24 protein-coding genes are annotated in these 24,872 nt (G+C 64.7%); 13 read left to right on the plus strand and 11 right to left on the minus strand.

The window, feature by feature from the left end; genetic code table 11:
• Positions 1 to 37 precede the first annotated feature (37 nt).
• The 6 genes from FHS02_RS06180 to FHS02_RS06205 all read right to left on the minus strand — a co-directional run bounded on the left by FHS02_RS06180 (position 38) and on the right by FHS02_RS06205 (position 8,830).
• On the minus strand, positions 38 to 2,038 hold the full coding sequence (locus FHS02_RS06180; protein ID WP_229422249.1) for an alpha/beta hydrolase family protein: 2,001 nt from the start codon (positions 2,036 to 2,038) through the stop codon (positions 38 to 40).
• A gap of 105 nt (positions 2,039 to 2,143) precedes the next feature.
• Positions 2,144 to 4,141, minus strand: coding sequence for a prolyl oligopeptidase family serine peptidase (locus FHS02_RS06185; RefSeq protein WP_137314866.1), 1,998 nt, complete (start codon positions 4,139 to 4,141; stop codon positions 2,144 to 2,146).
• 74 nt (positions 4,142 to 4,215) lie between these two features.
• On the minus strand, positions 4,216 to 6,273 hold the full coding sequence (locus FHS02_RS06190; protein WP_137314865.1) for a sodium:solute symporter family protein: 2,058 nt from the start codon (positions 6,271 to 6,273) through the stop codon (positions 4,216 to 4,218).
• Positions 6,270 to 6,518 (minus strand): DUF4212 domain-containing protein, encoded by a 249-nt coding sequence (locus FHS02_RS06195; RefSeq protein ID WP_137314864.1) that lies wholly within the window; start codon positions 6,516 to 6,518, stop codon positions 6,270 to 6,272. Before FHS02_RS06195 ends, FHS02_RS06190 begins: the two co-directional genes overlap by 4 nt.
• 105 nt (positions 6,519 to 6,623) lie before the next feature.
• Positions 6,624 to 8,141 (minus strand): sensor histidine kinase, encoded by a 1,518-nt coding sequence (locus FHS02_RS06200; RefSeq protein WP_229422248.1) that lies wholly within the window; start codon positions 8,139 to 8,141, stop codon positions 6,624 to 6,626.
• A complete protein-coding gene (locus tag FHS02_RS06205; protein WP_137314863.1) occupies positions 8,138 to 8,830 on the minus strand; it encodes a response regulator in 693 nt (230 codons plus the stop codon). The genes FHS02_RS06200 and FHS02_RS06205 overlap by 4 nt, the downstream gene beginning before the upstream one ends.
• Positions 8,831 to 9,033: 203 nt before the next feature.
• Between FHS02_RS06205 and recA the strand changes: the two genes are divergently transcribed.
• The 7 genes from recA (at position 9,034) to FHS02_RS06245 (ending at position 14,789) form a co-directional block, all read left to right on the plus strand.
• Positions 9,034 to 10,104 (plus strand): recombinase RecA, encoded by a 1,071-nt coding sequence (recA, locus tag FHS02_RS06210; protein WP_137314862.1) that lies wholly within the window; start codon positions 9,034 to 9,036, stop codon positions 10,102 to 10,104.
• Positions 10,105 to 10,244: 140 nt separating this feature from the next.
• The gene (recX, locus tag FHS02_RS06215) at positions 10,245 to 10,715 is read left to right on the plus strand and encodes a recombination regulator RecX (RefSeq protein WP_137314861.1); all 471 of its coding nucleotides are present in this window, start codon (positions 10,245 to 10,247) and stop codon (positions 10,713 to 10,715) included.
• 387 nt (positions 10,716 to 11,102) lie between these two features.
• Positions 11,103 to 11,348 carry a hypothetical protein gene (locus FHS02_RS06220; RefSeq protein WP_137314860.1) on the plus strand — a complete coding sequence of 82 codons (246 nt, stop codon included), beginning with the start codon at positions 11,103 to 11,105 and terminating at the stop codon, positions 11,346 to 11,348.
• 55 nt (positions 11,349 to 11,403) lie between these two features.
• Positions 11,404 to 12,573, plus strand: a complete 1,170-nt coding sequence (gene sucC, locus FHS02_RS06225) for an ADP-forming succinate--CoA ligase subunit beta (protein WP_137314859.1) — start codon at positions 11,404 to 11,406, stop codon at positions 12,571 to 12,573.
• 13 nt (positions 12,574 to 12,586) lie between these two features.
• Entirely contained in the window at positions 12,587 to 13,468 is an 882-nt protein-coding gene (sucD, locus tag FHS02_RS06230; protein WP_137314858.1) for a succinate--CoA ligase subunit alpha, read from the plus strand.
• Positions 13,469 to 13,544: 76 nt separating this feature from the next.
• Complete coding sequence (locus FHS02_RS06235) at positions 13,545 to 14,135, plus strand: FHA domain-containing protein (protein WP_137314857.1); 591 nt, start codon at positions 13,545 to 13,547, stop codon at positions 14,133 to 14,135.
• 195 nt (positions 14,136 to 14,330) lie between these two features.
• Positions 14,331 to 14,789 (plus strand): pilin, encoded by a 459-nt coding sequence (locus FHS02_RS06245; protein WP_307722158.1) that lies wholly within the window; start codon positions 14,331 to 14,333, stop codon positions 14,787 to 14,789.
• A 74-nt stretch (positions 14,790 to 14,863) separates the two neighbouring features.
• On the opposite strand, the gene moaC is transcribed toward FHS02_RS06245, so the two are convergent.
• The gene (moaC, locus tag FHS02_RS06250) at positions 14,864 to 15,343 is read right to left on the minus strand and encodes a cyclic pyranopterin monophosphate synthase MoaC (RefSeq protein ID WP_137314856.1); all 480 of its coding nucleotides are present in this window, start codon (positions 15,341 to 15,343) and stop codon (positions 14,864 to 14,866) included.
• A 23-nt stretch (positions 15,344 to 15,366) separates the two neighbouring features.
• Between moaC and FHS02_RS06255 the strand changes: the two genes are divergently transcribed.
• A complete protein-coding gene (locus FHS02_RS06255; RefSeq protein WP_137314855.1) occupies positions 15,367 to 17,187 on the plus strand; it encodes a beta-barrel assembly-enhancing protease in 1,821 nt (606 codons plus the stop codon).
• On the opposite strand, the gene FHS02_RS06260 is transcribed toward FHS02_RS06255, so the two are convergent.
• The 4 genes from FHS02_RS06260 to FHS02_RS06275 form a co-directional block, all read right to left on the minus strand.
• A complete protein-coding gene (locus tag FHS02_RS06260; protein WP_137314854.1) occupies positions 17,096 to 17,695 on the minus strand; it encodes a DUF2946 family protein in 600 nt (199 codons plus the stop codon). The genes FHS02_RS06255 and FHS02_RS06260 overlap by 92 nt on opposite strands.
• 3 nt (positions 17,696 to 17,698) lie before the next feature.
• Positions 17,699 to 18,679: a YheT family hydrolase gene (locus FHS02_RS06265; protein WP_137314853.1), complete on the minus strand. Its 981-nt coding sequence runs from the start codon at positions 18,677 to 18,679 to the stop codon at positions 17,699 to 17,701.
• Between the two features lie 138 nt (positions 18,680 to 18,817).
• Positions 18,818 to 19,237 carry a YybH family protein gene (locus FHS02_RS06270; RefSeq protein ID WP_137314852.1) on the minus strand — a complete coding sequence of 140 codons (420 nt, stop codon included), beginning with the start codon at positions 19,235 to 19,237 and terminating at the stop codon, positions 18,818 to 18,820.
• A gap of 126 nt (positions 19,238 to 19,363) precedes the next feature.
• The gene (locus FHS02_RS06275) at positions 19,364 to 19,555 is read right to left on the minus strand and encodes a zinc-finger domain-containing protein (RefSeq protein WP_130187406.1); all 192 of its coding nucleotides are present in this window, start codon (positions 19,553 to 19,555) and stop codon (positions 19,364 to 19,366) included.
• Positions 19,556 to 19,708: 153 nt separating this feature from the next.
• Between FHS02_RS06275 and FHS02_RS06280 the strand changes: the two genes are divergently transcribed.
• From FHS02_RS06280 to fba, 5 genes are all read left to right on the plus strand, one after another.
• On the plus strand, positions 19,709 to 20,482 hold the full coding sequence (locus tag FHS02_RS06280) for an AzlC family ABC transporter permease (RefSeq protein ID WP_137314851.1): 774 nt from the start codon (positions 19,709 to 19,711) through the stop codon (positions 20,480 to 20,482).
• The gene (locus FHS02_RS06285; protein WP_137314850.1) at positions 20,475 to 20,810 is read left to right on the plus strand and encodes an AzlD domain-containing protein; all 336 of its coding nucleotides are present in this window, start codon (positions 20,475 to 20,477) and stop codon (positions 20,808 to 20,810) included. The genes FHS02_RS06280 and FHS02_RS06285 overlap by 8 nt, the downstream gene beginning before the upstream one ends.
• Before the next feature lie 64 nt (positions 20,811 to 20,874).
• Entirely contained in the window at positions 20,875 to 22,089 is a 1,215-nt protein-coding gene (locus tag FHS02_RS06290) for a phosphoglycerate kinase (protein ID WP_137314849.1), read from the plus strand.
• A 109-nt stretch (positions 22,090 to 22,198) separates the two neighbouring features.
• On the plus strand, positions 22,199 to 23,647 hold the full coding sequence (pyk, locus tag FHS02_RS06295; RefSeq protein WP_137314848.1) for a pyruvate kinase: 1,449 nt from the start codon (positions 22,199 to 22,201) through the stop codon (positions 23,645 to 23,647).
• 111 nt (positions 23,648 to 23,758) lie between these two features.
• On the plus strand, positions 23,759 to 24,823 hold the full coding sequence (gene fba, locus FHS02_RS06300; protein WP_137314847.1) for a class II fructose-bisphosphate aldolase: 1,065 nt from the start codon (positions 23,759 to 23,761) through the stop codon (positions 24,821 to 24,823).
• Positions 24,824 to 24,872 lie beyond the last annotated feature (49 nt).

The following is a 24,872-nucleotide window of genomic DNA, read 5'->3' on the forward strand; positions in this document are numbered from 1 at the left end:
TTTCAATCCGGCCGATTCCCGAAATCGGCGCGCGTCGTCAGTTGTCCGCCTTTTGCACGCCGGCCCCGATATTCCGGTCCAGGAACTTCTCCACCCGCGTCCAGAAATCGATGCGGTTCTTCGGCAGCCGCCAGCCGTGGCCTTCCTCGGGGTATTCGACCCACTCGACATGCTTGTTGGTGGCGGCGACGGCATCGCGGAAGCGCGTGCCGTGGGCGCGCGGCACGCGGCGGTCGGCGCCGCCGTAGGCCATCAGCAGCGGCTGGTGCAGCCGGCCGGCCTGCTCGACGGGCGAGACGGCCATCAACTGGTCCGCTTCCGTTTCCAGGTCGCCGATCAGCTTCGGCATGCCGTAGCGGATGTACTGCGCCGGCAGGTCGGAGGTATGGAACCAGCTGCCGCCGTACATCAGCTTGATGTCGGTGACGCCCACCCAGTTGATGCCGCAGCGGTACAGGTCGGGGTCCTTGATCAGGCCCATCAGCGTGGCATACCCGCCGTAGCTGGCGCCGGCGATGCAGATGCGCTTCGGGTCGGCCACGCCCTGTTCGATGGCCCAGCGCGTGCCGTCGGCCACGTCGTCCTGCATGGCGCGGCCCCACTGCCTGAAGCCGGCGGTGAGGTGTTTCGTGCCATATCCGGTGCTGCCGCGGAAGTCCGGCTCCAGCACGGCGTAGCCGCGCGAGGCGAGGAACTGGGTATCGGCGGACCATTCCCAGATCGCCGCCCGCGACCACGGCCCGCCGTGCACCAGCACCACCATCGGCAGCCTGTCGGTGCTCTTCGCGCCATTCGGCAGTGTCAGCAGGGCCTGGATCGGCAAGCCGTCGCGCGCCGCATAAGTGACGAGCTGCTGCCGGCCCATCTTCGTGGCGTCGAGTTTCGGCTGCGACTGGCCGAGCAGGTCCAGCTTGCCGGTGTCGCGGTTGTAGACGAAGTACGTGCGCGGCTGCATGTCCGAATAGGTGGTCACCAGCACGAACGGCGCCTCGGGGCGGCGCGGCAGCGAGATCAGGTTCACCAGGCCGGGCAGCTGCGCATCCACCTTTTCCTGCAGCGCCTTCATGTCGGCGTCGATCCACTCGGTGGCGTGCGTGTCGCCCAGGTAGCGTACGCCGACCAGCTTGTCGCCGCTGCGGATCAGGCGGCCCGAGAAATCGTAGCGCTGGATGGCAAAGCGCGGTACCGGATCGACCTTGCCGGCGGCCAGGTCGAACGTGTGGATGGCGGTCTTGTCGCTGTCGTGGCGCGCCGCCACGTACAGGCGGCCGTCGGCATCGAAGTCGAGCGGTGAAAAGCCGCCGGCGCTGGCCACCCAGGCGTCGAACGTGGTGATGGCGCGCCACTTTTCGCTCATTTTCTCACCCTCGCGCAGCCAGATCGTGCTCTTGCCGTCTTCCAGCGTGGTGGCCAGGCGCGGTTCGCCGCGCGCATCGAGCACCCAGCGCTGCACGTTGCCCGGCTGCGGCACGCCGGTGCTGCGGCCCGTGCGGGTGTCCAGCCGCAGCAGCTGCGTCGAACGCACGCTGCCGCCCGGCTCGAAGCTCAGGCTGCGCACGTACACGGCATCGGAATCCTGCGCGCCGCGCTGCGACAGCATGTAGGTATGCCATGGCAGCAGCCGCGCCGCGGCCGGTGTGGTGATGAAATTGGAGCGGCGCTGCGCCAGCTGGCGGAAATTCCTGCCGTCGCGGTCCACTGCGAACAGGCCCGGCGCGGCGTTGATGTCGCCCACGCCCACGTCGTTGTCGGTGCTGTCGAACAGCAGCCGGCCGTCATTGACCCATTGGAAGTCGCCGACGTCGGCATCGGAAAACTCGGCGACCACCTGCGCCTTCGATGTCGCCAGTTCGACCACGGCCAACCGGTCGCGGCCGCCCGGGCCGGGGACCTTGGCCGCTACGTACTGGCCATTGGGCGACAGCTGCGCGCCGCCGAAAGCGGAAGGGCCGAAGAAGTCCGCGACGGGAGGCGGCGCGGCAGGCGCCGCGTGGGCGCTGCCCAGCAGGCCGGCGACCAGCGACAGCAAGACGAACAAGGGGGAACGTCGAAGGCTCGGTAACATGATGCACGGGGAAGTTTGCAGGATCGCCAACTTATCATGGCGGGCGGCCCTGCTTTCTCTCCGAATGTCACCCGGCCCTTATTTCGCTGCGGCGGCGCCGGCGCCGATGTGCCGGTCGAGGAATTTCTCGACGCGGGTCCAGAAGTCGAAGCGGTTCTTCGGCAGCGTCCAGCCATGGCCTTCGTCTTCGTACTCGACCCATTCGACCTGCCGGTTCGTGGCGGCGACCGCGTCGCGGAAGCGCACGCCGTGCGCACGCGGCACGCGCCGGTCCGCGCTGCCATGGGCCAGCAGCAGGGGCTGGCGCAGCCGGGCCGCCTGCTCGACCGGTGAGGTGGCCGTCAATTGCGCAGCATCCTTTTCCAGGTCGCCGATCAGTTGCGGCATGCCGTAGCGCATGTACTGCTTCGGGAAATCGGAACCGTGCAGCCAGCTGCCGTACATCAGCCGCAGGTCGGCCACGCCGGCCCATGCCACGCCGCAGCGGTACAGGTCGGGGTCGCGGATCAGGCCCATCAGCGTGGCATAGCCGCCATAGCTGGCGCCAGCGATGCAGATGCGCTGCGGATCGGCGATGCCCTGCGCGATCGCCCAGCGCGCGCCATCGGCCACGTCGTCCTGCATCGCCAGGCCCCACTGTTTCAGCCCGGCGGTGAAATGGCGTGCGCCGTAGCCGGTGCTGCCGCGGAATTCCGGCTCGAGCACCGCGTAGCCGCGCGAGGCGAGGAACTGGGCGTCGGCCGACCAGCCCCATTCCGTGCCGCGCACCCAAGGGCCGCCATGCACCAGGACTACCATCGGCAGCTTGTCCTGGCGGCCCGCGCCAGCCGGCAGCGTCAGCAGCCCGGGAACCGGCAAGCCGTCGCGCGCCGTGTACAGCACGTTCTCCTGGGTGCCCATCTGCCGCGCCTGGATGCGGGGATGCGCCTTGCCGACGGGGCTGAACTTGCCCGTCTCGCGGTTGTACAGCAGGAAGACCTTCGGCTGCCGGTCCGAGTAGGTGGTGACCAGCACGTATGGCGTTTCCGGCCGGCGCGGCACCTCGACCAGGTTGACATTGCCGGGCAGCTTGCCGTCGATGGTGGCCTGCAGCGCCTTCAGTTCGGGATCGAGCCACACGGTATCTTCCGAATCGCCCTTGTAGCGGATGCCGGCCAGCTTGCCGGCCACCTGGATCAGGTGGCCGGAGAAATCGTGCCGGTCGAGCGCGAACAGCGCCCTGTCGCCGACCTTGCCGGTGGCCGGATCGAACACGTGCACGGCGCGCCGGTCGCCATTGCGGCGGGCCGCCACGTACAGCAGGCCATCGGCGGCGAATTCCAGCGGCTCGAAGCCGGCGCTGGAGTCGACATAGCCATCGAACGTGGTGACCACGCGCCACCTGCTGTTCTCCAGCAGCCAGATGGTGTGCTTGCCTTGTTCCAGCGTGATGGCCATGCGCGGTTCACCCCGCGCATCGAGCATCCAGTTCAGCACATGGCCGGGTTCCATCACGTCGGTGGTGCGGCCGGTGCGCGTGTCGAGGCGCAGCAGCTCGATCGCCAGCACGGCGCCGCTGGTTTCGAAATGGACGCTGCGCACATAGACGCTGTCCGAATCCTGGGCGCCCGGCTGCGGCAGCATGTAGGTATGCCAGGGCAGCAGCCTGTCGCCGTCGCCGGCGCGAACGAAGCGGCCGCGCCGCTCCGCCAGCGGGCGGAAGTTCCTGCCGTCGCGATCGACCGCGTAGAGGCCGGGCGCGGCATTGACTTCGCCCGGTGCCAGGTCCTTGTCGGTGCTGTCGAACAGCAGGCGGTTGTCGCTGACCCACTGGAAGTGGCCGATGTCGCCGTCCGAGAACGATGCCACCACCTTGGCGTCCAGCGTGGCCAGGTCGACGACGGCGAGCCTGTCCCGGCCGCCCTCCGCCGCGCTGACCTTGGCGGCCAGGTGGCGTCCGCTGGGCGACAGTTGCGCACCGCCGAATTCGGCGTTGTCGAAGAAGTCCTGCACGGGCGGCGGCGCGGCGGCGGCGCGCCCGGACAGCAGCAGGGTCGCAGCCAGCAGGGCGCCGGCCAGGAGAGTGGAAGTCGGCATGGAAGTCGGCAAAAGAACAGGTCTGCGAACTTATCATGCAGCCCGTTCCAGCTTTCTCGCCAAAAGTCACATGATCAATTTTTATTTATTTCATTTATTTCCGGCGTGCGGATGTGGCGCACCAGCGCCGCCTGCCGCGGTGCCGGCGGCGGTGTCAGCAGGCTGACGATCGCCAGTGCCGCCAGCCCGGCCGGCACGCCGAATACGGCGGCCGAGATCGGCGCGATGTCGAACCACTGCGCCGCCGCGCTGCCGCCCAGCGTGGGATTGGTGCGCACCATGTAGAACTGGCAGACCAGGAAGCCGGTCGCCATGCCGGCCAGCGCGCCCCAATGATTGGCACGGCGCCAGAATACGCCCATCACCAGCGCCGGAAACAGCGTGGAGGCAGCCAGCGAAAACGCGGCACCCACCAGCGACAGGATGTCGCCCGGCTTGGTCGATGCCGAATAGGCGGCCACGAAGGCCACGCCGAGCAGGATCAGCTTCGAGATCGTCACGCGCTTTTGCGTCGATGCCTTCGGATCGACGATCTTGTAGTACACGTCGTGCGACAGCGCGTTCGAGATGGCCAGCAGCAGGCCGTCGGCGGTGGACAGCGCCGCCGCCAGGCCGCCGGCCGCTACCAGGCCGGAGATCACGTAGGGCAGGCCGGCGATTTCCGGCGTGGCCAGGACCAGCACGTCGCCGTCGATCGCGATCTCGGCCAGTTGCACGATGCCGTCGGCATTGATGTCGGTAATGCTGATCAGCGGGTTGGTCCGGTCCACGCTGGCCCAGTACGACACCCACGTGGGCAGCTCGGAGAAATGGCTGCCGACCAGCGCGCTGTAGACGTCGTACTTGACGAGCACCGCCAGCGCGGGAATCGTCAGGTAGATCAGCAGGATGAAGAACAGCGTCCAGAACACGGAAACGCGGGTTTCCTCGACCGATGGCGTGGTGTAGGAGCGCATCAGGATGTGCGGCAGCGCGGCGGTGCCCAGCATCAGGCAGAACGCCAGGGCGATGAAGTTGCGGCGCTTGATGTCCGACTGTTCCTGCGTGGCGCCGGGGAAAGGCACCGCATGCGGCGTCAGCGGCCGGGCGCGCCGCAGGTTCTCGTCGCGCGCCGCGCTCCAGGTGGCCACGGCATCCTCGGCATTCTTCGGATAGGCGATCAGCGCGCGTTCGGCGGTGCGGATTTCCAGCAGCGAGGCATTGCGCAGGCGCACGCTGTCCAGGTAGTGCTGCAGTTCGGCGCGGCCGGTTTCCCACGAGGTGGGCAGGCCGTCCAGGCGCTGCTGGTATTGCGCGGCGCGCTCGCGGAACACGGCGCGCACGGCGGTTTCCTTGTCGTCCGCGGCCAGCGCCGCCTCGCGCGCCGACAGTTGCGGCAGCAGCTTGCCATAGGCCACCTGCGGGATCGGATTGCCGCTGTGCTTCGCGGACAGCCACATGGCCGGGATCAGGAACGCGGCAACGATGATGATGTACTGCGCCACCTGCGTCCACGTGATGGCCCGCATGCCGCCCAGGAACGAGCAGACCAGCACGCTGGCCAGGCCGAGGAAGATGCCGACCGAGAAATCGACGCCGGTAAAGCGCGAGGCGATCAGGCCCACCGCATAGATCTGCGCCACCACATAGGTAAACGAGATAAGGATCGTGGCGGCCACCGCGCACAGCCGCACCGCGCGGCCGTTGGCCGGGCCGCCATAGCGCTCGGCCAGGAAATCGGGAATCGTGTACTGGCCGAACTTGCGCAGGTAGGGGGCGATCAGCAGCGCCACCAGGCAGTAGCCGCCGGTCCAGCCCATCACGAAGGCCAGGCCGTCGAAGCCGTTCAGGTACAGCGTGCCGGCCAGGCTGATGAAGCTGGCGGCCGAGATCCAGTCGGCCGCGGTGGCCATGCCGTTGAACAGCGCCGGCACGCGCCGCCCGGCCACGTAGTATTCGGCCACGTTCGACGTGCGCGACACCAGCCCGATCGATGCATACAGCACGATGGTGGCGAACATGAACATGTAGCCGATCCACACGCGCGGCATGCCTTCGCTTTCCAGCACGGCCAGCGACAGCAGGAAGGCGGCGAAGCAGGCGGTGAAGATCAGGTAGTAGCGCGACAGGCGCTGTTTGAACGTGCGCTTCAAGGGTGTTCCCGGTGGCGGCGATCGAGCCGGCGCATGCGCCAGGCGTGGATGCCGATGATGGCGAGGTAGGCCAGCGACGCGCCCTGCGCCGCCAGGTAGAACGACAGCGGCCAGCCGAAGATCGTCAGGTTCGCCAGTTCGCGGGCGAAGAACACGGCCAGGAAGCCGGTGGCGGCCCAGGCCAGCAGCAGGATCGCGGTCAGGCGGCGCGTGGCGCGCCAGTAGTCGTCGTCGCGGTCAGCCATGAAGTCGGGTCGTGAAGTCAGCCATGTGGTCAGCTATATAGTCAGGCAAAAAAAGTCAGCGTGAAAAAGTCAGCCAGTCGTTCAGCCGGGGATTCAGCCAGGGGCTCATCCGAAATACGGTGGCGGCTCGTCTTCGTCGGCCGCCTGCGCGGGCCGCACCGGGAACGTCAGCCGGAACAGGCTGCCGGGATATTTCGGCTGGGTGGCGCGCGGGTTGCTGAAGACGTCGACCTCGGCGCCATGCTGCTGGGCGATCTCGCGCACGATGGCCAGCCCCAGGCCGCTGCCTTCGGCGCTGCTGCCCAGGATCCGGTAGAAGCGCTCGAACACGTGCAGCCGCTCGGCCGCGGGGATGCCGGGGCCGGTGTCCTCGACTTCCAGCACGGGCGATGCGCTTTCGCCGACGCGCACCGTCACGCTGCCGCCTTGCGGCGTATAGCGCAGCGCATTGTCGATCAGGTTCGACAGCAGCTCGCGCAGCATCACGGCATTGCCTTCGATGAGCACCGGCGCATCCGGCCCTTCGTAGCCGAGATCGATGCGGTAGTTGAACGATGCCGGCACCCAGTCGCGCACGGCATTGCGCGCCACCTCGGCCAGGTCGAGCGATGCGAAGGCGGTGCCGGCCTGCGGCTGGTTTTCCGCCCGCGCCAGCGCCAGCAACTGGTTGACCAGGCGGGTGGCCGCCTCCGAGCTTTTCGCCAGCTGCTCCAGCGAGCGGTGGATTTCGTGCTGGTCGGTCTGGCGCAGCGCCAGTTCCGACTGCATGCGCATGCCGGCCAGCGGGGTCTTCATCTGGTGCGCCGCATCGGCGATGAAGCGTTTCTGCATCTCGATCGATTGCGACAGCCGGGCCAGCATGTCGTTGAGCGAGCGGACCAGCGGCGTGATCTCTTCCGGCACCTGGTTCGGCGCGATCGGCGACAGATCGTCGATCGGCCGGGCGCGGATGCGTTCCTGCAGCTCGGCCAGCGGCAGCAGCCCGCGCGACAGCGCGAACCACACGAGCGCCAGCACCACCGGCAGGATGATGAACTGGGGCAGGATCACGCCCTTGATGATCTCGTTGGCGAGCCTGGCGCGCTTTTCCAGCGTTTCGGCCACCTGCACCAGTGCCAGGCGGGGCGGGCGTTCGCGATGTTCTTCCAGGTTCACATACGCATGGGCGACGCGGATCGGCGTGCCGTGCAGGGTGGCGTTGCGGAAGCTGACGACGCCCGGGGGCACCATGTCGTCGTCCGGCTTCGGGTCGGGGCGGGGCAGGTCGCGGTCGCCGTCGAGATGGCGGCCGCGCGGACCGAGGATCTGGAAGTAGACGCTGTCGACATCGTCGGCGCGCAGGATGTCGCGTGCCGCGCCGGGCAGCCGGTGTTCCACCGTGCCGTTGACTTCGCGCACCTGCTGCGACAGCACGGTGACGGCATCTTCCAGCGCGTGGTCGAACGGCTGGTTGGCGATCGACTTCGCCACCAGGTACGTGATGGCGATGCTCATCGGCCAGAGCAGCAGCAGCGGGGCCAGCATCCAGTCGAGGATCTCGCCGAACAGCGAGTGCTGGATTTCCTCCTCTTCCTCGAGGACGGGACTCCATGCCGCATCGGACCGGTCCGCCGGCGAGTTCACTTCGTTTCGGCCGCGGCGGCGCTGGAATATTTCTCGAGGCAGTAGCCGAGCCCGCGCACGGTGGCGATGCGCACGCCGCCCACCTCGATCTTCTTGCGCAGGCGGTGCACGTAGACCTCGATGGCATTATTGCTGACTTCCTCGCCCCATTCGCACAGGTGATCGACCAGCTGTTCCTTCGACACCAGCCGGCCGGTGCGGGCCAGCAGCACTTCCAGCAGGCCCAGTTCGCGCGCCGACAGGTCGAGCATCTGGTCGTTGATGTAGGCGCTGCGGCCCACCTGATCGTACGTGAGCGGGCCATGCTTGACGATGGCGGAGCCGCCGCCCTGGCCGCGGCGTGTCAGGGCGCGCACGCGCGCTTCCAGTTCCGACAGCGCGAACGGCTTGGCCATGTAGTCGTCGGCGCCCAGGTCCAGGCCCGTGACGCGCTGCTCGACGGAATCGGCCGCCGTGAGGATCAGCACCGGCAGCAGCGAGCCGCGCGAACGCAGCCGGCGCAGCACTTCGAGGCCCGGCAGCTTGGGCAGCCCGAGATCCAGGATCAGCAGGTCGAACTCCTGCGTGGACAGGGCGGTATCGGCTTCCTGCCCGTTCTTTACGCAGTCGATGGCATAGCCGGACTGGCGCAGCGAGCGCGTTAGTCCGTCCGCCAGGACGCTGTCATCTTCGGCTAGTAAAATACGCATGTTGGCAATCGGGCATTGAGGCAATTTCATTGTACTCAATGTGTGACGCCCGATCACAAAGCGCTGTAAAAACACAGGATTCCGCTTGCATAAACCACTGGATACATATACAGTACTGTCTGTGCCGGATAGGTACAGCAGTAATCAGGAATCTACCCAGGAATACTTCGGAATCATTGAACAGTTAAAGGTTAAGAGAAATCATGGACGACAAGAAAGCGGCAATACCTGCATCCGAGAAAGCCAAAGCGCTTGCCGCGGCGCTGGCTCAGATTGAAAAGCAGTTCGGCAAGGGCTCCGTCATGCGGATGGACTCTTCCGCGCCGCTGGAAGAAGTCCAGACCGTATCCACTGGCTCGCTGGGCCTGGATATCGCCCTCGGTGTCGGCGGCCTGCCGCGTGGCCGCGTGGTCGAGATCTACGGCCCGGAGTCGTCCGGTAAAACCACGCTCACCCTGCAGACGATCGCTGAAATGCAAAAGCTCGGCGGTACCTGCGCGTTCATCGATGCCGAGCACGCGCTCGATGTCACGTATGCGCAAAAGCTGGGCGTGAACCTGCACGAGCTGCTGATCTCGCAGCCCGACACGGGCGAACAGGCACTGGAAATCTGCGATGCGCTGGTGCGCTCCGGTTCCGTCGACATGGTCGTCATCGATTCCGTGGCGGCGCTGACGCCGCGCGCCGAGATCGAAGGCGACATGGGCGACTCGCTGCCGGGCCTGCAGGCCCGCCTGATGTCCCAGGCGCTGCGCAAGCTGACCGGTTCGATCAACCGCACCAACACGCTGGTCATCTTCATCAACCAGATCCGCATGAAGATCGGTGTGATGTTCGGTTCGCCGGAAACCACCACCGGTGGTAACGCGCTGAAGTTCTACGCTTCCGTGCGCCTGGACATCCGCCGCACCGGCTCGATCAAGTCCGGCGACGAGGTGATCGGTAACGAAACGAAGGTCAAGGTCGTCAAGAACAAGATCGCGCCACCGTTCAAGGAAGCGCACTTCGACATCCTGTATGGCGAAGGCACGTCCCGCGAAGGCGAAATCATCGACCTCGGCGTGGAAGCGAAGATCGTCGAGAAGTCGGGCTCGTGGTACAGCTACGGCGGCGAGCGCATCGGTCAAGGCAAGGACAATGCCCGCAACTTCCTGAAGGAACGTCCGGCACTGGCCCGCGAGATCGAGAACAAGGTGCGTGCTTCGCTGGGCGTGCGTGAACTGCCGCCGGGCGAAGGCGATGCACCGGCACCGAAGCTGAAGGCCGTCGACTGATGGCGGCGGACCGAAGGCTCCGGTCTTCGGTCTGCCCTCCCAACCCATCCTGGGCTGGATCTTCATCGCCACCGACCGCTTTGCGGCGGTGGCGATGTTTTTTTATACTGGCCGATTCTTCATCCCGTTGCTGACAACCGATGCGCGCACCACCCCCCAGCCTGAAAGCCCGCGCCCTGCGCCTGCTGTCCACCCGCGAGCACAGCCGCCTGGAACTGGCCCGCAAGCTGGCGCGCCACGCGGAAGAGGGCGACGATGTCGACGCGCTGCTCGACTGGCTGGAGAAGAACAGGTGGCTGTCGGAAGAGCGTTTTTCCGAATCGCTGATCCATCGCCGCTCGGCGCGCTACGGCAACAGCCGCATCCTGGCCGAACTGCAAAGCCATGGCGTCAAGGGCGAAGCGCTGCAGGAATTGAAGGCCGGGCTCGTTGAAGACGAAGTGGCGCGCTGCTGTGAAGTCTGGCGCCGCAAGTTCCACGGCAAGATCGCCGAGGATGCCGAAGGCCGCGCCAAGCAGATGCGCTTCCTGATCGGGCGCGGCTTTTCGCAGAAAGCCGTGCGCGCAGCCATGAAAGGCTGGGACCCGGATGACGAGTTCGGGAATATCTGATATTCACACATCGTAGAATTCACGCCACGCAGAGCAGCCCCCGGGCTGCTTTTTTTTCACCCCAACCGGCCGAAAACCGGTGACAGACACCAGTTTTTTTGAAATATTTCCCGAAAACCGGTGTCTGTCACCGGTTTTCCGTCTGCGTGGCCGGGCCTGCGTGCCTTCGTTGCCCGCAGTTGTACGATCACGTTGCTATCCAGTGCCTGTCCGGTGTGCTACACTTTTGTGGTTTTATGCAGCACCGCGGGTGCGGTGGTTGTCCGTAGAAGCTGCGGCAACGTACGAAATCAGTACATGGCTGCTTACTAATTTGGCCGCGCAAGCGGCATCGGTGTTATGTCTCTGTCAAATCCTCTGAAGAGTGCGCATTCCCCACTGCGCTCCATGGCTCTCCCAGCGTTCGCGCACGGGAATGCACCATGGGATTTCGGCACCCATTCCATCGTCCCAGTCGACGACACCCTGCTGGCTTCCAAGGTTCCGGTTGCCGCCAGCGCCACGCACCCGCAAAGAAATCGTTTCAGCCAGACGACGGTCACGCCATCTCCATGGATGACGCGCCAATCGTCCGGTCTCGACCCACGCTGGGGGGCGCACATCGCCGCCCCGGCCCAGGTGCCGCACGACTGAAGCAGCAGCAACATTTAAACCCCATTTCAAATTCAGCATCAGAAGGGAAGCCAGCATGAAGATCCATGAGTATCAAGGCAAAGAAATCCTCCGGAAGTTCGGAGTGACGGTTCCGCGCGGCATTCCGTGCCTGTCCGTGGAAGAAGCAGTGAAAGCTGCCGAAACCCTGGGCGGCTCGGTATGGGTGGTCAAGGCGCAGATCCACGCCGGTGGCCGTGGCAAAGGCGGCGGCGTGAAGGTTGCCAAGTCGCTGGAACAGGTAAAAGAATACGCCGACCAGATCCTGGGTATGCAGCTGGTAACCCACCAGACCGACGCTAACGGCCAGAAAGTGCGCCGCCTGCTGATCGAAGAAGGCGCCGACATCAAGAAGGAACTGTACATCTCGCTGGTGACCGACCGTGTGTCGCAGCGCGTGGTGCTGATGGCTTCCTCCGAAGGCGGCATGGACATCGAAGAAGTCGCCGAGTCCCACCCTGAGAAGATCCACAACGTGATCATCGACCCGGCCGTGGGCCTGACCGATGCGGATGCCGACGACGTCGCCCGCAAGATCGGCGTGCCGGAAGGTTCGATCGCCGACGCGCGCGCGAACCTGCAAGGCCTGTACAAAGCCTACTGGGAAACCGATGCATCGCTGGCTGAAATCAACCCGCTGATCCTGACCGGCGACGGCAAAGTGATCGCCCTGGACGCGAAGTTCAACTTCGACTCCAACGCCCTGTTCCGTCACCCGGAAATCGTTGCTTACCGCGACCTGGACGAAGAAGATCCGGCCGAAGTCGAAGCATCGAAGTTCGACCTGGCGTACATCTCCCTGGACGGCAATATCGGCTGCCTGGTGAACGGCGCCGGCCTGGCCATGGCCACGATGGACACGATCAAGCTGTTCGGCGGCGAGCCGGCCAACTTCCTGGACGTGGGCGGTGGTGCAACGGCCGAGAAAGTGACCGAAGCCTTCAAGATCATGCTGAAGAACCCGGGCCTGAAGGCAATCCTGGTGAACATCTTCGGCGGCATCATGCGTTGCGACGTCATCGCCGAAGGCGTGATCACCGCATCGAAGGCCGTTTCGCTGCAGGTACCGCTGGTCGTGCGCATGAAGGGCACCAACGAAGACCTGGGCAAGAAGATGCTGGCCGACTCCGGCCTGCCGATCATCGCCGCCGACACGATGGAAGACGCAGCGAAGAGCGTTGTTGCCGCTGCTGCCGGTCAAGCTTAATTAAGGAACCAACATGTCTATTCTGATCAATAAAGACACCAAAGTCATCACCCAGGGCATCACCGGCAAGACCGGCCAGTTCCACACCCGCGGTTGCCGCGACTACGCGAACGGCCGCGAAGCCTTCGTGGCAGGCGTGAACCCGAAGAAAGCCGGCGAAGATTTCGAAGGCATTCCAATCTACGCTACCGTCAAGGAAGCTGCTTCGGAAACCGGTGCAACCGTTTCCGTGATCTACGTGCCGCCGGCAGGCGCCGCCGCTGCGATCTGGGAAGCCGTTGAAGCCGAGCTGGAACTGGCGATTTGCATCACCGAAGGCATTCCTGTCCGCGACATGATGGAAATCAAGGATCGCATGGCCAAGGCCGGTTCGAAGACCCTGCTGCTGGGCCCGAACTGCCCAGGCCTGATCACGCCGGACGAGATCAAGATCGGCATCATGCCGGGCCACATCCACAAGAAAGGCCGTATCGGCGTCGTGTCCCGTTCGGGCACGCTGACGTACGAAGCGGTCGGCCAGCTGACCGCGCTGGGCCTGGGCCAGTCGTCGGCCGTGGGCATCGGCGGTGACCCGATCAACGGCCTGAAGCACATCGACGTGATGCGCATGTTCAACGACGATCCGGACACCGACGCCGTCATCATGATCGGCGAAATCGGCGGTCCTGACGAAGCCAACGCTGCGCGCTGGATCAAGGACAACATGAAGAAGCCGGTCGTCGGCTTCATCGCCGGTGTTACCGCTCCTCCGGGCAAGCGCATGGGCCACGCCGGCGCGCTGATCTCCGGCGGTGCCGATACCGCCGAAGCCAAGCTGGCAATCATGGAAGAGTGCGGCATCACCGTGACGAAGAACCCGTCCGAGATGGCCAAGCTGCTGAAGGCAATGCTGTAATTCCAGCAAGTTGTTCCATAATGACGGGGGCTGCGGCCCCCGTTATTTTTTGGAGAAGACGATTGGAGGAACTGCGTTGGCCAAGATCCTGATCTCGCGCGACGGCGTGCTGGAAAAAACCGTGCAGCTGACGAAAGAGCGCATGACGGTCGGCCGCCATGGCCATAACGATATCGTGCTGGAACACCAGACCGTGAGCGGCGAACACGCGGCCATCACGACGATCCTCGACGATTCGTTCCTGGAAGACCTGCAGTCGACCAACGGCACCTTCGTCAACGGCCACCGGGTCGGCAAGCATTTCCTGCAGCACGGCGACACGATCAAGCTGGCCAAGTACCGGATCGAATTCGTGGCCGACGGCATACGGCCGATCAGCGGTGTTCCCGCTCTGCCGCTCCCGCTTGCGCCAGCCCGCATCGAGGTGCTGAACGGCAGCAACGCCGGTCGCCTGCTCGAACTGAACAAGCCCCAGACCAGCCTCGGCCGCGCCGGCGTGCAGGTCGTCACCGTCAACCGTACGGAAGCGGGGTATGCCGCCGTGCATGCCGACGGCGACCGCGTGCCGCTGCTGAACGGCGCGCCGCTCGGCAAATTGCCGCAGGCGCTGGCCGATGGCGACGTCCTGGATCTTTCCGGCACGCGAATGACATTCCGGCTGGGCTGACAAAATTCGTCAGATGACGATCCTTGCACCTGACAATCTAGGACATCGATGTGACGGAATTTGTCACTATTTCCAGTGGGAACTGCCACGATTGGCATTTTTCGGCATGGAAATAGGACAAACCGGGCTGGCACGAGGATTGCTCTACATCAATCATCCCAACCCGTTTCGTTTTTTACCTGAAGGAGCAACACCATGAAATCCATGAACCAGAAAGCCCAAGGCGGTTTCACCCTGATCGAACTGATGATCGTCGTGGCGATCATCGGTATCCTGGCCGCCGTGGCGATTCCGGCGTATAGCGACTACACCGCGAAAGCCAAGGTCAGCGAAGCTAGCTCCATCTCGCAACCAGCGCGCCTGGCCATTGCACAAGCTTTCAATGAAGGCTCGCTGAGCGCTACCACCAACAATGCTTCGCTCAACCTGCCGACCAACACGACCATCACGAGCAAGTACGTGACGTCGGTGACCGCTGCTGGCACCTCGGCAACTGCCGGCACCGTAACGGTCGTGATGAAAGACACCAACATCGCCGAAATCGATGGCGACAGCATCGTCTACGACATCGCCTGCGTGGAAGGCGCCCAGTGCACCACCACGGTCAATGCAACCACTAGCACCGTCGCTGACAAGTATCTGCCGAAAATGTAAATATTGTTTTCCAACAAAAAGCCCGGCATTGCCGGGCTTTTTGCATTAGCCGAGAGCAATTATCGCTTAGGCGACTAACTGGTCGCCGACCAGTCCCCCGACTTCCCGCCATGCTTTTCCCGCACGCGGATCTCCGTCATCACCATGCCCCGGTCGACGGCCTTGCACATGTCGTACACGGTCAGCAGCCCCACCTGCACGGCGGTCAGCGCCTCCATCTCGACGCCGGTCTTGCCGTAGGTTTCCACCTGCGCGCGGCAATGTACTGACGATCCGGCTTCATCGGTCTCGAAATCGACGGTCACGCGGGTCAGTGCCAGCGGATGGCACAGGGGCACCAGGTCGCTGGTGCGCTTGGCGCCCATGATGGCGGCAATGCGGGCGATGCCGAGGACGTCCCCCTTCTTGGCGGTTCCCGATAGAATGATGGCCAGCGTTTCCGGTTTCATCCGGATGCTGCCGGTGGCGATGGCGATGCGGTGGGTTTCGGCCTTGGCGCCGACGTCGACCATGTGGGCCTGGCCGGCGGTATCGAAGTGAGTGAGTTCGGACATGCGGACAACCGAGTTACTGATGAATGAACAGGTATCATAGCACCGTGAATGCCATCCGATTTCCCCGCCGCTTCCTCCTGTCCCTCGCCGTTTCGCTTGCGGTGTCGTCCATTTCTCCCGCCGCGCGCGCGCAGGCGCCGACCAACGTGCCGAGCCTGCCGAGCCTGGGCGACACGTCGCGCGAGGCGCTGTCACCCATCATCGAGCGCAAGCTGGGCGAGGAGATCATGCGCGATATCCGCTTCAATCGCGATTATCTCGACGATCCGCCGATCATCGACTACCTGAACAACCTGGGCAATACGCTGGTCACGGCCCGGCCCGGGGCGCGCGGCGAAGCGAACTACGATTACTTCTTCTTCGCCGTGCGCGATCCGATGCTGAACGCGTTCGCGCTGCCGGGCGGCTTCATCGGCGTGCACTCGGCGCTGCTGCTGGCCGCGCAGTCGGAATCGGAGCTGGCGTCGGTGCTGTCGCACGAGATCGGGCACGTGGCGCAGCGGCACATCGCCCGGCAGCTGGGCGAGCAGAAGACCGATGCGCTGATTCCGCTGGCGGCGATGGTCCTGGCGGCGCTGGTCGCCAAGGACAGCCCGGACGCGGCGATGGGCGTGATGATGGGCGGGCAGGGCGTGGCGATCCAGCGCCAGCTGAACTTCGGCCGCGAAGCCGAGCGCGAGGCGGACCGGGTCGGCTTCCAGATCATGGGCGCGGCCGGCTACGAGACCTCCGGCATGGTGGCCTTCTTCCAGCGCATGCAGAATGCAACGAAGATGTACGACACGTCGATGCCGTGGCTGATGAGCCACCCGCTGACAACCGAGCGGATCGCCGACATCCAGGCGCGCATCCGCGAGGCTCCATACCGGCAGCGGGTGGATGCGCTGGATTTCTTCCTCGTCCGCTCGCGTGCGCGCGTGCTGCAGGACCAGTCGACCAAGGGCTATGCCCAGTCGGAAGAATTCTTCCGCAACCAGATGGCGCAGCAAAGCCGCCACGAGATCGCCGCCGGGCAGTACGGCATGGCGTTCCTGGCCCTGCAGCGCGATGACTACAAGGGCGCGCAAAGCTGGCTCGACAAGGCGCGCGTGACGGTCGAACGGCCGCCCGCGCCGGGCGCCTTCAGCTCGCCGCTGCCGAAGGGCATCGCCGAGAGCGTGCTCGCGTACACGTCGCTGGAGATCAAGGTCGACCAGGAGAAGAACCCGGAAGTGCTCGCCCAGGCCATCGTCGAAGGGGAGCAGGCCCACGCCAGGTACCCGCTGTCGCGCGGCATCGCCTGGCAATATGCGGATGCGCTGATCAAGGGCGGCAAGCCGGAGCAGGCCGAGCGCTTCCTGCGCGACCAGATCCAGCAATACCGCAGCGAACCCGAATTGCAGGACTTGCTGGCGCAGGCGTATTCGAAGATGGGCAAGATCGCGCTGCAGCACATCGCGCTGGCCGAATCGTATGCGCTGCTGGGCGGCACCATGGCCGCGCTCGACCAGCTGCAACTGGCGCGCAAGTCGTCCGATGCGTCGTTCTACGAGCAGGCGGTGATCGATGCGCGCGAGCGCGAGTGGCAGGCCAAGCGGCGCGAGGCGATGGGGGAGAAGGGCAAGGACAAGGATTTCGGCAGCGCCTCGTTCCGCGTCAGCGCCGGCACGACTGGCGCAGGCAGTGGTGCCGGCGCAGGTACGGGGACAGGTGCGGCCAAGGACGATCCGTTCGGCCGCAACGGCAACAAGGCGGAGCGGGACTGCGCGGACGTCACCCGGCCGGCGTGGGAACCTTCCGGAAGCCGAAGCGATCCGCTACAGCGTCGCGATCCGTTCTCTGCAACGGCACGCAACTGCCGCTGACCTTCAGCGTGGCCGGGGTGGCCAGCGCGCCGCCTTCGAGCCACGCCAGCAGCGCTTCGTCGCCGAGCGGTTCGCCTGCCGCCTCGACGGTGCCCAGCACCTGGGCCACGTCCCGGTCGTCCAGCTGGGCAACGATGTCGCCCGCCTGCAGGATCAGTTCGCCCGCCTCCGTGATGAACGCCGCCGCGACATGTTCCAGCGGCGCGCCGGTGTGCAGCACGAAACCGTGGACAGGATCGGTGCGGGCGACGAACGGCGTGGTTTCCAGGTTCACGTACACGCGCTGCGGGCCGTTCTGGAAATACCAGCAACCCCGCTCATCGCGCTGGTAGTTGCGGGCAATGAAACCGATCAGCGCCGCGTTCGCGAGCTTGTCGCCGGGCAGCGCATGGCGCTGCGCGTGGTCGTCGCGCATGCGCCAGTTGCCGCGCGCGTCCAGCGCCAGCCAGCCGTAGCAGTGCGGTACATTCGGCCACTTGGCCATGGCCTGTTTGACAATATCATCCATGGCTCAAGCTTCACATAAAGGCGCGGACTGCGGCGCGCCGATGCTGCGGCCGCCTTCCAGGAAGTGCACCATCCGGCGCGGCAGCCACATCAGCGAGCCCGGCAGGCGGCCGGTGGCGAAGCCCACGTGGCCGCCTTCTTCCGGATAGTCGAGCACCACGTGCTTCGAGGCCCGGCGCGGCAAGTGGATACCGGGCAGGAACGGATCGTTCAGCGCGTTCAGCACGAGGGTCGGCACGGTGATGTCGCCCAGCACGTGCTTCGCGCTGGCGCGGTTCCAGTAATCGTCCGTGTTGCGATAGCCGTGCAGCGGCGCCGTCACCACGTTGTCGAACGTGTACAGGTCGCGCGCGGCCTGCATCGCATTGAGGTCGAACAGGCCGGGGAAATGCGCCAGCTTGGCCGCGCACTTCGGTTTCAGCGTCTCCAGGAACATGCGCTGGTACAGGCGATTGAAGCCGCGCCCCAGCGCCTCGCCGCCACGCGCCAGGTCGAGCGGCGCGGAGACGGCCACCGCGGCGTCGACGAATTCCGCAGAGTGCTGCGACTCGCCCAGCCAGCGCAGCAAAGCATTGCCGCCCAGCGATACACCGCATGCATAGAATTTTCCTGTCGCGCGCGGCTGCAGGCGGCGCAGCACCCAGTCGACCTCGGCCGCGTCGCCGGAGTGGTAGAAGCGCGGCGCCAGGTTCAGCTCGCCCGAGCAGCCGCGGAAGTGGGGAATCGCGCCGGACCAGCCGCGCTCCATCAGTTCCTTGCCGAGCGCGCGGCAGTAATGGCTGTCGGACGAGCCTTCCAGGCCGTGGAACAGCACGACGAACGGCTGGCCGGGCACGCCATCGACGAAATCGACGTCGATGAAATCGCCATCCGGCGTATCCCAGCGCTCGCGGCGAAAACGCACCGCCGGCTTTGGAATGCACTTGGCCGGGTAGATCGTCTGGAAGTGGCCGTTGGGCAGCCAGAAGGGAGCGGTGTAATTCATGGGCGCAGGAAAACCGGTGACAGACCACAGCAGCGGACCGTCCAGGTTTCCAGAAACATTTCCCTAAAAATGTGGTCCGTCCCCATTTTTAGGGAAATGTTTCCCGGAAAACAGGGTCCGTCCCTATTTTGGGGATGGCTAGTGGAGTACCTGGCTGGGCGGGTCGGTCGGCACGGGGCCCGGAGCGACCGAGACGTGGTGGACGGACATGCGCCAGCCTTTCGGCGTTTTCAGGTAGACGTTGGTGGCCACCAGGTGTTGCGGCTCGCCGGTGGCGGCGGTGGCGCCTTCGACCACGGTGTGCACGGCGCTCATCAGGTTGTGCATTTCATGCAGCTGGGAGGGCAGGATGTGCAGGCCGCCGTGTTCCAGCAACAGCTCCCACGATTCGCGGATCGCGCGGTGGCCGAGCAGGCGGGTGCCGCCCGGGTGCACGCAGACGATTTCCTCGTCATCGGCCCACAGCGCCATCAGCGCGTCCACGTCGGCGCGGTTCAGCGCGTCGTAGAAGGCCGCTTCGACTTCGGCGGGGCTGCCGTTATGCTGCTTTTTCTTCATGCTGCCTCCGCCCTATTCAATAACAGGGAATGTGGCGAAATCGTTTCGAGACAAGGCGCAAATGGGCGCAAGGCTCAATGCCTTGTGCCCATTTGCAACGCAGTATCGGGACGATTCTCGTCATATTCAGTGGTGACCGACGACCGTGCCCGGCTTCAGGCGATACGTAGTGCCGCAGTACGGGCACTTCGCTTCCTGGTTCTTGGCGAAGTCCAGGAACACGCGCGGGTGCGAGGACCACAGCGGCATGGCCGGGTTCGGGCAGTATGCCGGCAGGTCCTTACCTTCGAGTTCGACTGGCGTGGTGGCTTGGGTCATCTTCTGGTGCTCCGGGTTCAAAAAGCACGATTTTAACGGATTCGGGCGAGCCTGAAGAATCGCCAGTACAATGTCGCGCTCATTCCAGAGCATCTTTCATCCAATCAAAGCCCCGGCCGCCAGCGAGTTTGCGATGTGTGGCGCTGACACCACATGAGCGACCAAGACTTTGACACCCACGACCCCGCCGCCTGGCGCGACGGTTTCCGTACCGGCCTGCCGACCCTGTTCGGCATCGGTGCGTGGGGCGTGGTGGTCGGTGTGGCGATGATCAAATCGGGCCTGACGATTCCGCAGGCCCTGGGAATGACCCTGCTGGTGTTTGCCGGCTCGGCCCAGCTGGCCGCGCTGCCGCTGATCGCCGCCAACGCGCCGGTCTGGGTGATCTTCGTCACCGCGCTCGTCATCAACCTGCGCTTCGTCATTTTCTCGGTATTGCTTGCCCCGCATTTCGCCTCGCTGCCCTGGCACAAGCGCCTGGGGCTCGGCTTCGTGTCGGGCGACATTTCCGTGGCCCTGTACCTGCAGCGCTACCCCGATCCCGAGCCCGCGCCCGGCAAGGTGTCGTTCCTGAAAGGCTTGCTGTACCCGAACTGCGCGGCATGGCAGATCGGTTCCATCATCGGCATTTTCCTCGGCAATGCCGTGCCCACCGATTGGGGGCTGGGCTTTGCCGGCACGCTGGCGATCGTCTGCATCCTGGTGCCGATGGTGGCCAGCAAGCCCGCGCTGTGCGGGGTCCTGGTGGCCGCCGCAGTGTCCGTGCTGGCGGCCGACCTGCCTTACAAGCTGGGCTTGCTGGCCGCGGTGGTGGTGGGGATGGTGACGGCGATGGTGGCTGAGGAAACCGGCGACCGGCGCCAGGCAAAACGCAAGCAAGACAGCAAGCAAGACAGCAAGCAAGACAACAAGGCCAACCATGTCTGACCTGGAAATCTGGATCGTCATCGTCTCGCTGGCGATCGCCACGGCGCTCACGCGCAGCGGCTTCTGGCTGGTGGGCCACAAGGTCACGATCCCGCCGCGGGTGCAGGAGATGCTGCGCTATGCGCCCTCGTGTGCGTTGGCCGCCATCATCGCGCCGGATCTGCTGCTCGATGGCGCCGGCGTCGTCCACCTCGACCTGGGCAATGCCAGGCTAATTGCCGGCATTGCCTCGGTGGCGTGGTTTGCCTGGCGCCGCCGCATGCTGGAAACCATCGTGTTCGGCATGCTGTTCTTCACGGCGTTACGGTTGTTACATTTATACCAATAAGGCCGGGCACCCCCGGGCATGCGGTAAAATAGTGATCTTTCTACCACTTGTCCCATTGGAAGCCATGTCCTTCATTCGTCTCCAGGATCTGATCGCGCAAAACGCGCTGCAAGGCAAGCGGGTGTTCATCCGCGCCGACCTCAACGTGCCGCAGGATGATGCCGGCAATATCACCGAAGATACGCGCGTGCGCGCTTCCGTTCCGGCGATCCAGGCCGCCGTCAAGGCCGGCGCGAAGGTCATGGTCACGTCCCACCTGGGTCGTCCGACCGAAGGCGAGTTCAAGGATGAAGACAGCCTGGCGCCCGTCGCCGCGCGCCTGGCGGAACTGCTCGGCCAGCCGGTCGAACTGAAGCGGGACTGGGTCGACGGTGCCGGCCTGGACAACCTGCAGGACGGCCAGGTCGTGCTGCTGGAAAACGTGCGCGTCAACAAGGGCGAAAAGAAGAATGCCGACGAACTGGCGCAGAAAATGGCGAAACTGTGCGATGTCTACGTGAACGATGCGTTCGGCACCGCGCACCGCGCCGAAGCGTCCACGCACGGTATCGCCAAGTTCGCACCGGTTGCCGCTGCCGGCCCGCTGCTGGCCGCCGAACTCGATGCGCTGGGCAAGGCGCTGGGCGCGCCGGCCCGCCCGCTGCTGGCGATCGTTGCCGGCTCGAAGGTGTCGTCCAAGCTGTCGATCCTGAAATCGCTGGCCGACAAGGTCGATAACCTGGTCGTCGGCGGCGGCATCGCCAACACGTTCATGCTGGCTGCCGGCCTGAAGATCGGCAAGTCGCTGGCCGAGCCCGACCTGGTCGAAGAAGCCAAAGCCATCATCGACATGATGGCCAAGCGCGGTGCGCAGGTGCCGATTCCCGTCGACGTGGTGTGCGCCAAGGAGTTCTCGCCGACCGCGGCGGCGACCGTCAAGGACGTGGCGGACGTGGCCGACGACGACATGATCCTCGATATCGGCCCGAAAACGGCCCAGCAGCTGGCAGGCCAGATCGCAGCGGCCGGCACCATCGTCTGGAACGGCCCGGTCGGCGTGTTCGAGTTCGACCAGTTCGGCGAAGGCACGAAGACGCTGGCGCTGGCGATTGCGGACTCGAAAGCCTTCTCGATCGCCGGCGGCGGCGATACACTGGCGGCGATTGCAAAATACGCCATTACCGATAAAATCGGTTATATCTCCACCGGCGGCGGGGCCTTCCTGGAATTCCTCGAAGGCAAAACTCTCCCGGCAGTGGAAATTTTGGAGTCTCGCTCAAACGAGCGTAGCGCTACCTAAATGAAAAAGCGCAGCGCCTGGTCGCTGCGCTTTTCTCTTTGAACGACTTGAACCCGATCGGTCCCCATCGATCGGCCACGTGATCGACCCACTCTTCGAGGAATCCGCAATGTCTCGTAGCACCAAAATCGTCGCAACCATCGGCCCCGCTTCCACCGACCTGAACGTTCTGATCCGGATGATCCGGGCGGGCGTGGACGTGGTGCGCCTGAACTTCTCGCACGGCAAGGCGCAGGATCACATCGATCGCGCCAACCTCGTGCGGCAGGCGGCGGCGGAGTGCGGGCGGGAAGTGGCGATCATGGCCGACATGCAGGGCCCGAAGATCCGCGTCGGCAAGTTCGAAGGCGGCAAGATCGACCTGGTCAACGGCGACAAGTTCATCCTCGACGCGAAATGGGGCGAAAACGGCGAGCTGGGCAACCAGGAACGCGTGGGCCTCGACTACAAGGCATTGCCGGCCGACCTGCGCGGCAATGACGTGCTGCTGCTGAACGACGGCCTGATCGTGCTGGTGGTCGACAAGATCGTCGGCCACGAGATCTACACCACGGTGAAGATCGGCGGCGAACTGTCGAACAACAAGGGCATCAACCGCCAGGGCGGCGGCCTGACGGCGCCGGCGCTGACCGCGAAGGACATGGAAGACATCAAGACGGCGATGAGCTTCCAGGCCGACTACCTGGCCATCTCGTTCCCGAAAAGCGCCACCGACATGGCGATGGCGCGCCAGCTGGCCAACATCGCCGGCGAGCCGTATGGCCACAAGCCGCAGATGATCGCCAAGATCGAGCGCGCCGAAGCGATTCCGGCGCTGCAGGAAATCCTCAACGCCTCCGATGGCATCATGGTCGCCCGTGGCGACCTGGCCGTGGAAGTGGGCAATGCCGCCGTGCCGGCGCTGCAGAAGCGCATGATCCGCATGGCGCGCGAATCGAACAAGTTCGCCATCACCGCCACGCAGATGATGGAATCGATGATCTTCAACGCCGTGCCGACCCGCGCCGAAGTGTCCGACGTGGCCAACGCCGTGCTGGACGGCACCGATGCGGTGATGACGTCCGCCGAAACGGCGTCGGGCCGCTACCCGGTCGAGACCGTCGAGATGATGGCCGCCGTGTGCGTCGAAGCCGAACAATCCGAATACAATAAGCTGGACGCCGATTTCCTCAACGTGCGTTTCAGCCGCATCGACCAGTCGATCGCCTACGGCGCACTGTTCACCGCGCACCACCTGCGCGTGAAGGCGATCGTGGCGCTGACCGAATCGGGCTCCACGCCGCTGTGGATGAGCCGTCACAACATCGATACGCCGATCTTCGCGCTGACGCCGAGCGTGACCACGCAGCGCAAGGTGTCGATCTTCCGGAACGTGCGCGCGCATTACCTGCTGCAGCAGGGCACCAGCAGCGAAGTGCTGAAACAGGCCGAGGAACTGCTGGTCGAATACGGCATCGCGAAGAAGGGCGACATGATCGTCGTGACCTGGGGCGAGCCGATGGGCCAGGTGGGCGGCACCAATGCGCTGAAGATCGTCAAAGTAGGAGAGTTCTCCTAAAGAATTCAGGAGAGACGCCAGCCAGCAGCCAGGATTGCCCCCCAGCGCGCGCAGTCCTCCCCGCGGCCTCCCGTCTCTCCACACAGGTTTTTATTTGTTTGGAGTATTACCATGTCTCTCGTATCCATGCGTCAGCTGCTGGACCATGCCGCCGAAAACGGCTATGGCTTGCCAGCATTCAACGTCAACAACCTGGAGCAGGTGCAGGCCATCATGGCTGCCGCCGATGCCGTCAACAGCCCGGTGATCATGCAGGCTTCGGCCGGCGCCCGTAAATATGCCGGCGAAGCCTTCCTGCGCCACCTGATCGACGCGGCCATCGAAGCCTATCCGCACATCCCGGTCGTGATGCACCAGGACCACGGCCAGTCGCCGGCGGTCTGCATGGCCGCGATCCGTTCCGGCTTCTCGTCCGTGATGATGGACGGTTCGCTGGAAGCGGACGGCAAGTCGGTCGCATCGTACGAATACAACGTCGACGTGTCGCGCGAAGTGGTGAAATTCGCGCACTCGATCGGCGTGACCGTCGAAGCGGAACTGGGTGTGCTGGGCTCGCTTGAAACGATGAAGGGCGACAAGGAAGACGGCCACGGCGCGGATGGCACGATGACCCGCGAACAGCTGCTGACGGACGTGGCCCAGGCCGCCGACTTCGTCGAGCGCACCCAGTGCGACGCGCTGGCCATCGCCATCGGCACCTCGCACGGCGCCTACAAGTTCACCCGCAAGCCGACCGGCGACATCCTGGCGATCGACCGCATCAAGGAAATCCACGCGCGTATTCCAAACACGCACCTGGTGATGCACGGTTCGTCGTCGGTGCCGCAGGAACTGCTGGCCATCATCCGCGAATTCGGCGGCGACATGAAGGAAACCTACGGCGTGCCCGTCGAGGAAATCCAGGAAGGCATCCGCCACGGTGTTCGCAAGATCAACATCGACACGGATATCCGCCTGGCCATGACGGCGGCGATCCGCAAGTACCTGTTCCAGAACCCGTCGAAGTTCGATCCGCGCGACTACCTGAAGCCGGCGCGCCTGGCTGCGGAAGAAGTCGTGAAGGCCCGTTTCCTGGCATTCGGCTGCGAAGGCCGCGCCTCGCAAATCAAGCCGATCCCGCTGGAAAAGATGGCGGAACGCTACAAGGCCGGTGAACTTGCGCAGATAGTGAAGTAAAATCCTGTCTTTCGGATTTTCGGATCCGGAGACTCTCGATCGGCGGGCG

The sequence above is a fragment of the Pseudoduganella umbonata genome (genome assembly GCF_014192225.1).
Lineage (GTDB): Bacteria > Pseudomonadota > Gammaproteobacteria > Burkholderiales > Burkholderiaceae_D > Rugamonas > Rugamonas umbonata.

Excerpts from the sequence above, each read along its gene's own strand:
- FHS02_RS06185 (WP_137314866.1), bottom strand. The coding sequence starts at position 4,141 with ATGCCGACTTCCACTCTCCTGGCCGGCGCCCTGCTGGCTGCGACCCTG.
- FHS02_RS06195 (WP_137314864.1), bottom strand. The coding sequence starts at position 6,518 with ATGGCTGACCGCGACGACGACTACTGGCGCGCCACGCGCCGCCTGACC.
- FHS02_RS06205 (WP_137314863.1), bottom strand. The coding sequence starts at position 8,830 with ATGCGTATTTTACTAGCCGAAGATGACAGCGTCCTGGCGGACGGACTA.
- recA (WP_137314862.1), top strand. The coding sequence starts at position 9,034 with ATGGACGACAAGAAAGCGGCAATACCTGCATCCGAGAAAGCCAAAGCG.
- recX (WP_137314861.1), top strand. The coding sequence starts at position 10,245 with ATGCGCGCACCACCCCCCAGCCTGAAAGCCCGCGCCCTGCGCCTGCTG.
- FHS02_RS06220 (WP_137314860.1), top strand. The coding sequence starts at position 11,103 with ATGGCTCTCCCAGCGTTCGCGCACGGGAATGCACCATGGGATTTCGGC.
- sucC (WP_137314859.1), top strand. The coding sequence starts at position 11,404 with ATGAAGATCCATGAGTATCAAGGCAAAGAAATCCTCCGGAAGTTCGGA.
- sucD (WP_137314858.1), top strand. The coding sequence starts at position 12,587 with ATGTCTATTCTGATCAATAAAGACACCAAAGTCATCACCCAGGGCATC.
- FHS02_RS06245 (WP_307722158.1), top strand. The coding sequence starts at position 14,331 with ATGAAATCCATGAACCAGAAAGCCCAAGGCGGTTTCACCCTGATCGAA.
- moaC (WP_137314856.1), bottom strand. The coding sequence starts at position 15,343 with ATGTCCGAACTCACTCACTTCGATACCGCCGGCCAGGCCCACATGGTC.
- FHS02_RS06255 (WP_137314855.1), top strand. The coding sequence starts at position 15,367 with ATGAACAGGTATCATAGCACCGTGAATGCCATCCGATTTCCCCGCCGC.
- FHS02_RS06260 (WP_137314854.1), bottom strand. The coding sequence starts at position 17,695 with ATGGATGATATTGTCAAACAGGCCATGGCCAAGTGGCCGAATGTACCG.
- FHS02_RS06265 (WP_137314853.1), bottom strand. The coding sequence starts at position 18,679 with ATGAATTACACCGCTCCCTTCTGGCTGCCCAACGGCCACTTCCAGACG.
- FHS02_RS06270 (WP_137314852.1), bottom strand. The coding sequence starts at position 19,237 with ATGAAGAAAAAGCAGCATAACGGCAGCCCCGCCGAAGTCGAAGCGGCC.
- FHS02_RS06275 (WP_130187406.1), bottom strand. The coding sequence starts at position 19,555 with ATGACCCAAGCCACCACGCCAGTCGAACTCGAAGGTAAGGACCTGCCG.
- FHS02_RS06280 (WP_137314851.1), top strand. The coding sequence starts at position 19,709 with ATGAGCGACCAAGACTTTGACACCCACGACCCCGCCGCCTGGCGCGAC.
- FHS02_RS06285 (WP_137314850.1), top strand. The coding sequence starts at position 20,475 with ATGTCTGACCTGGAAATCTGGATCGTCATCGTCTCGCTGGCGATCGCC.
- FHS02_RS06290 (WP_137314849.1), top strand. The coding sequence starts at position 20,875 with ATGTCCTTCATTCGTCTCCAGGATCTGATCGCGCAAAACGCGCTGCAA.
- pyk (WP_137314848.1), top strand. The coding sequence starts at position 22,199 with ATGTCTCGTAGCACCAAAATCGTCGCAACCATCGGCCCCGCTTCCACC.
- fba (WP_137314847.1), top strand. The coding sequence starts at position 23,759 with ATGTCTCTCGTATCCATGCGTCAGCTGCTGGACCATGCCGCCGAAAAC.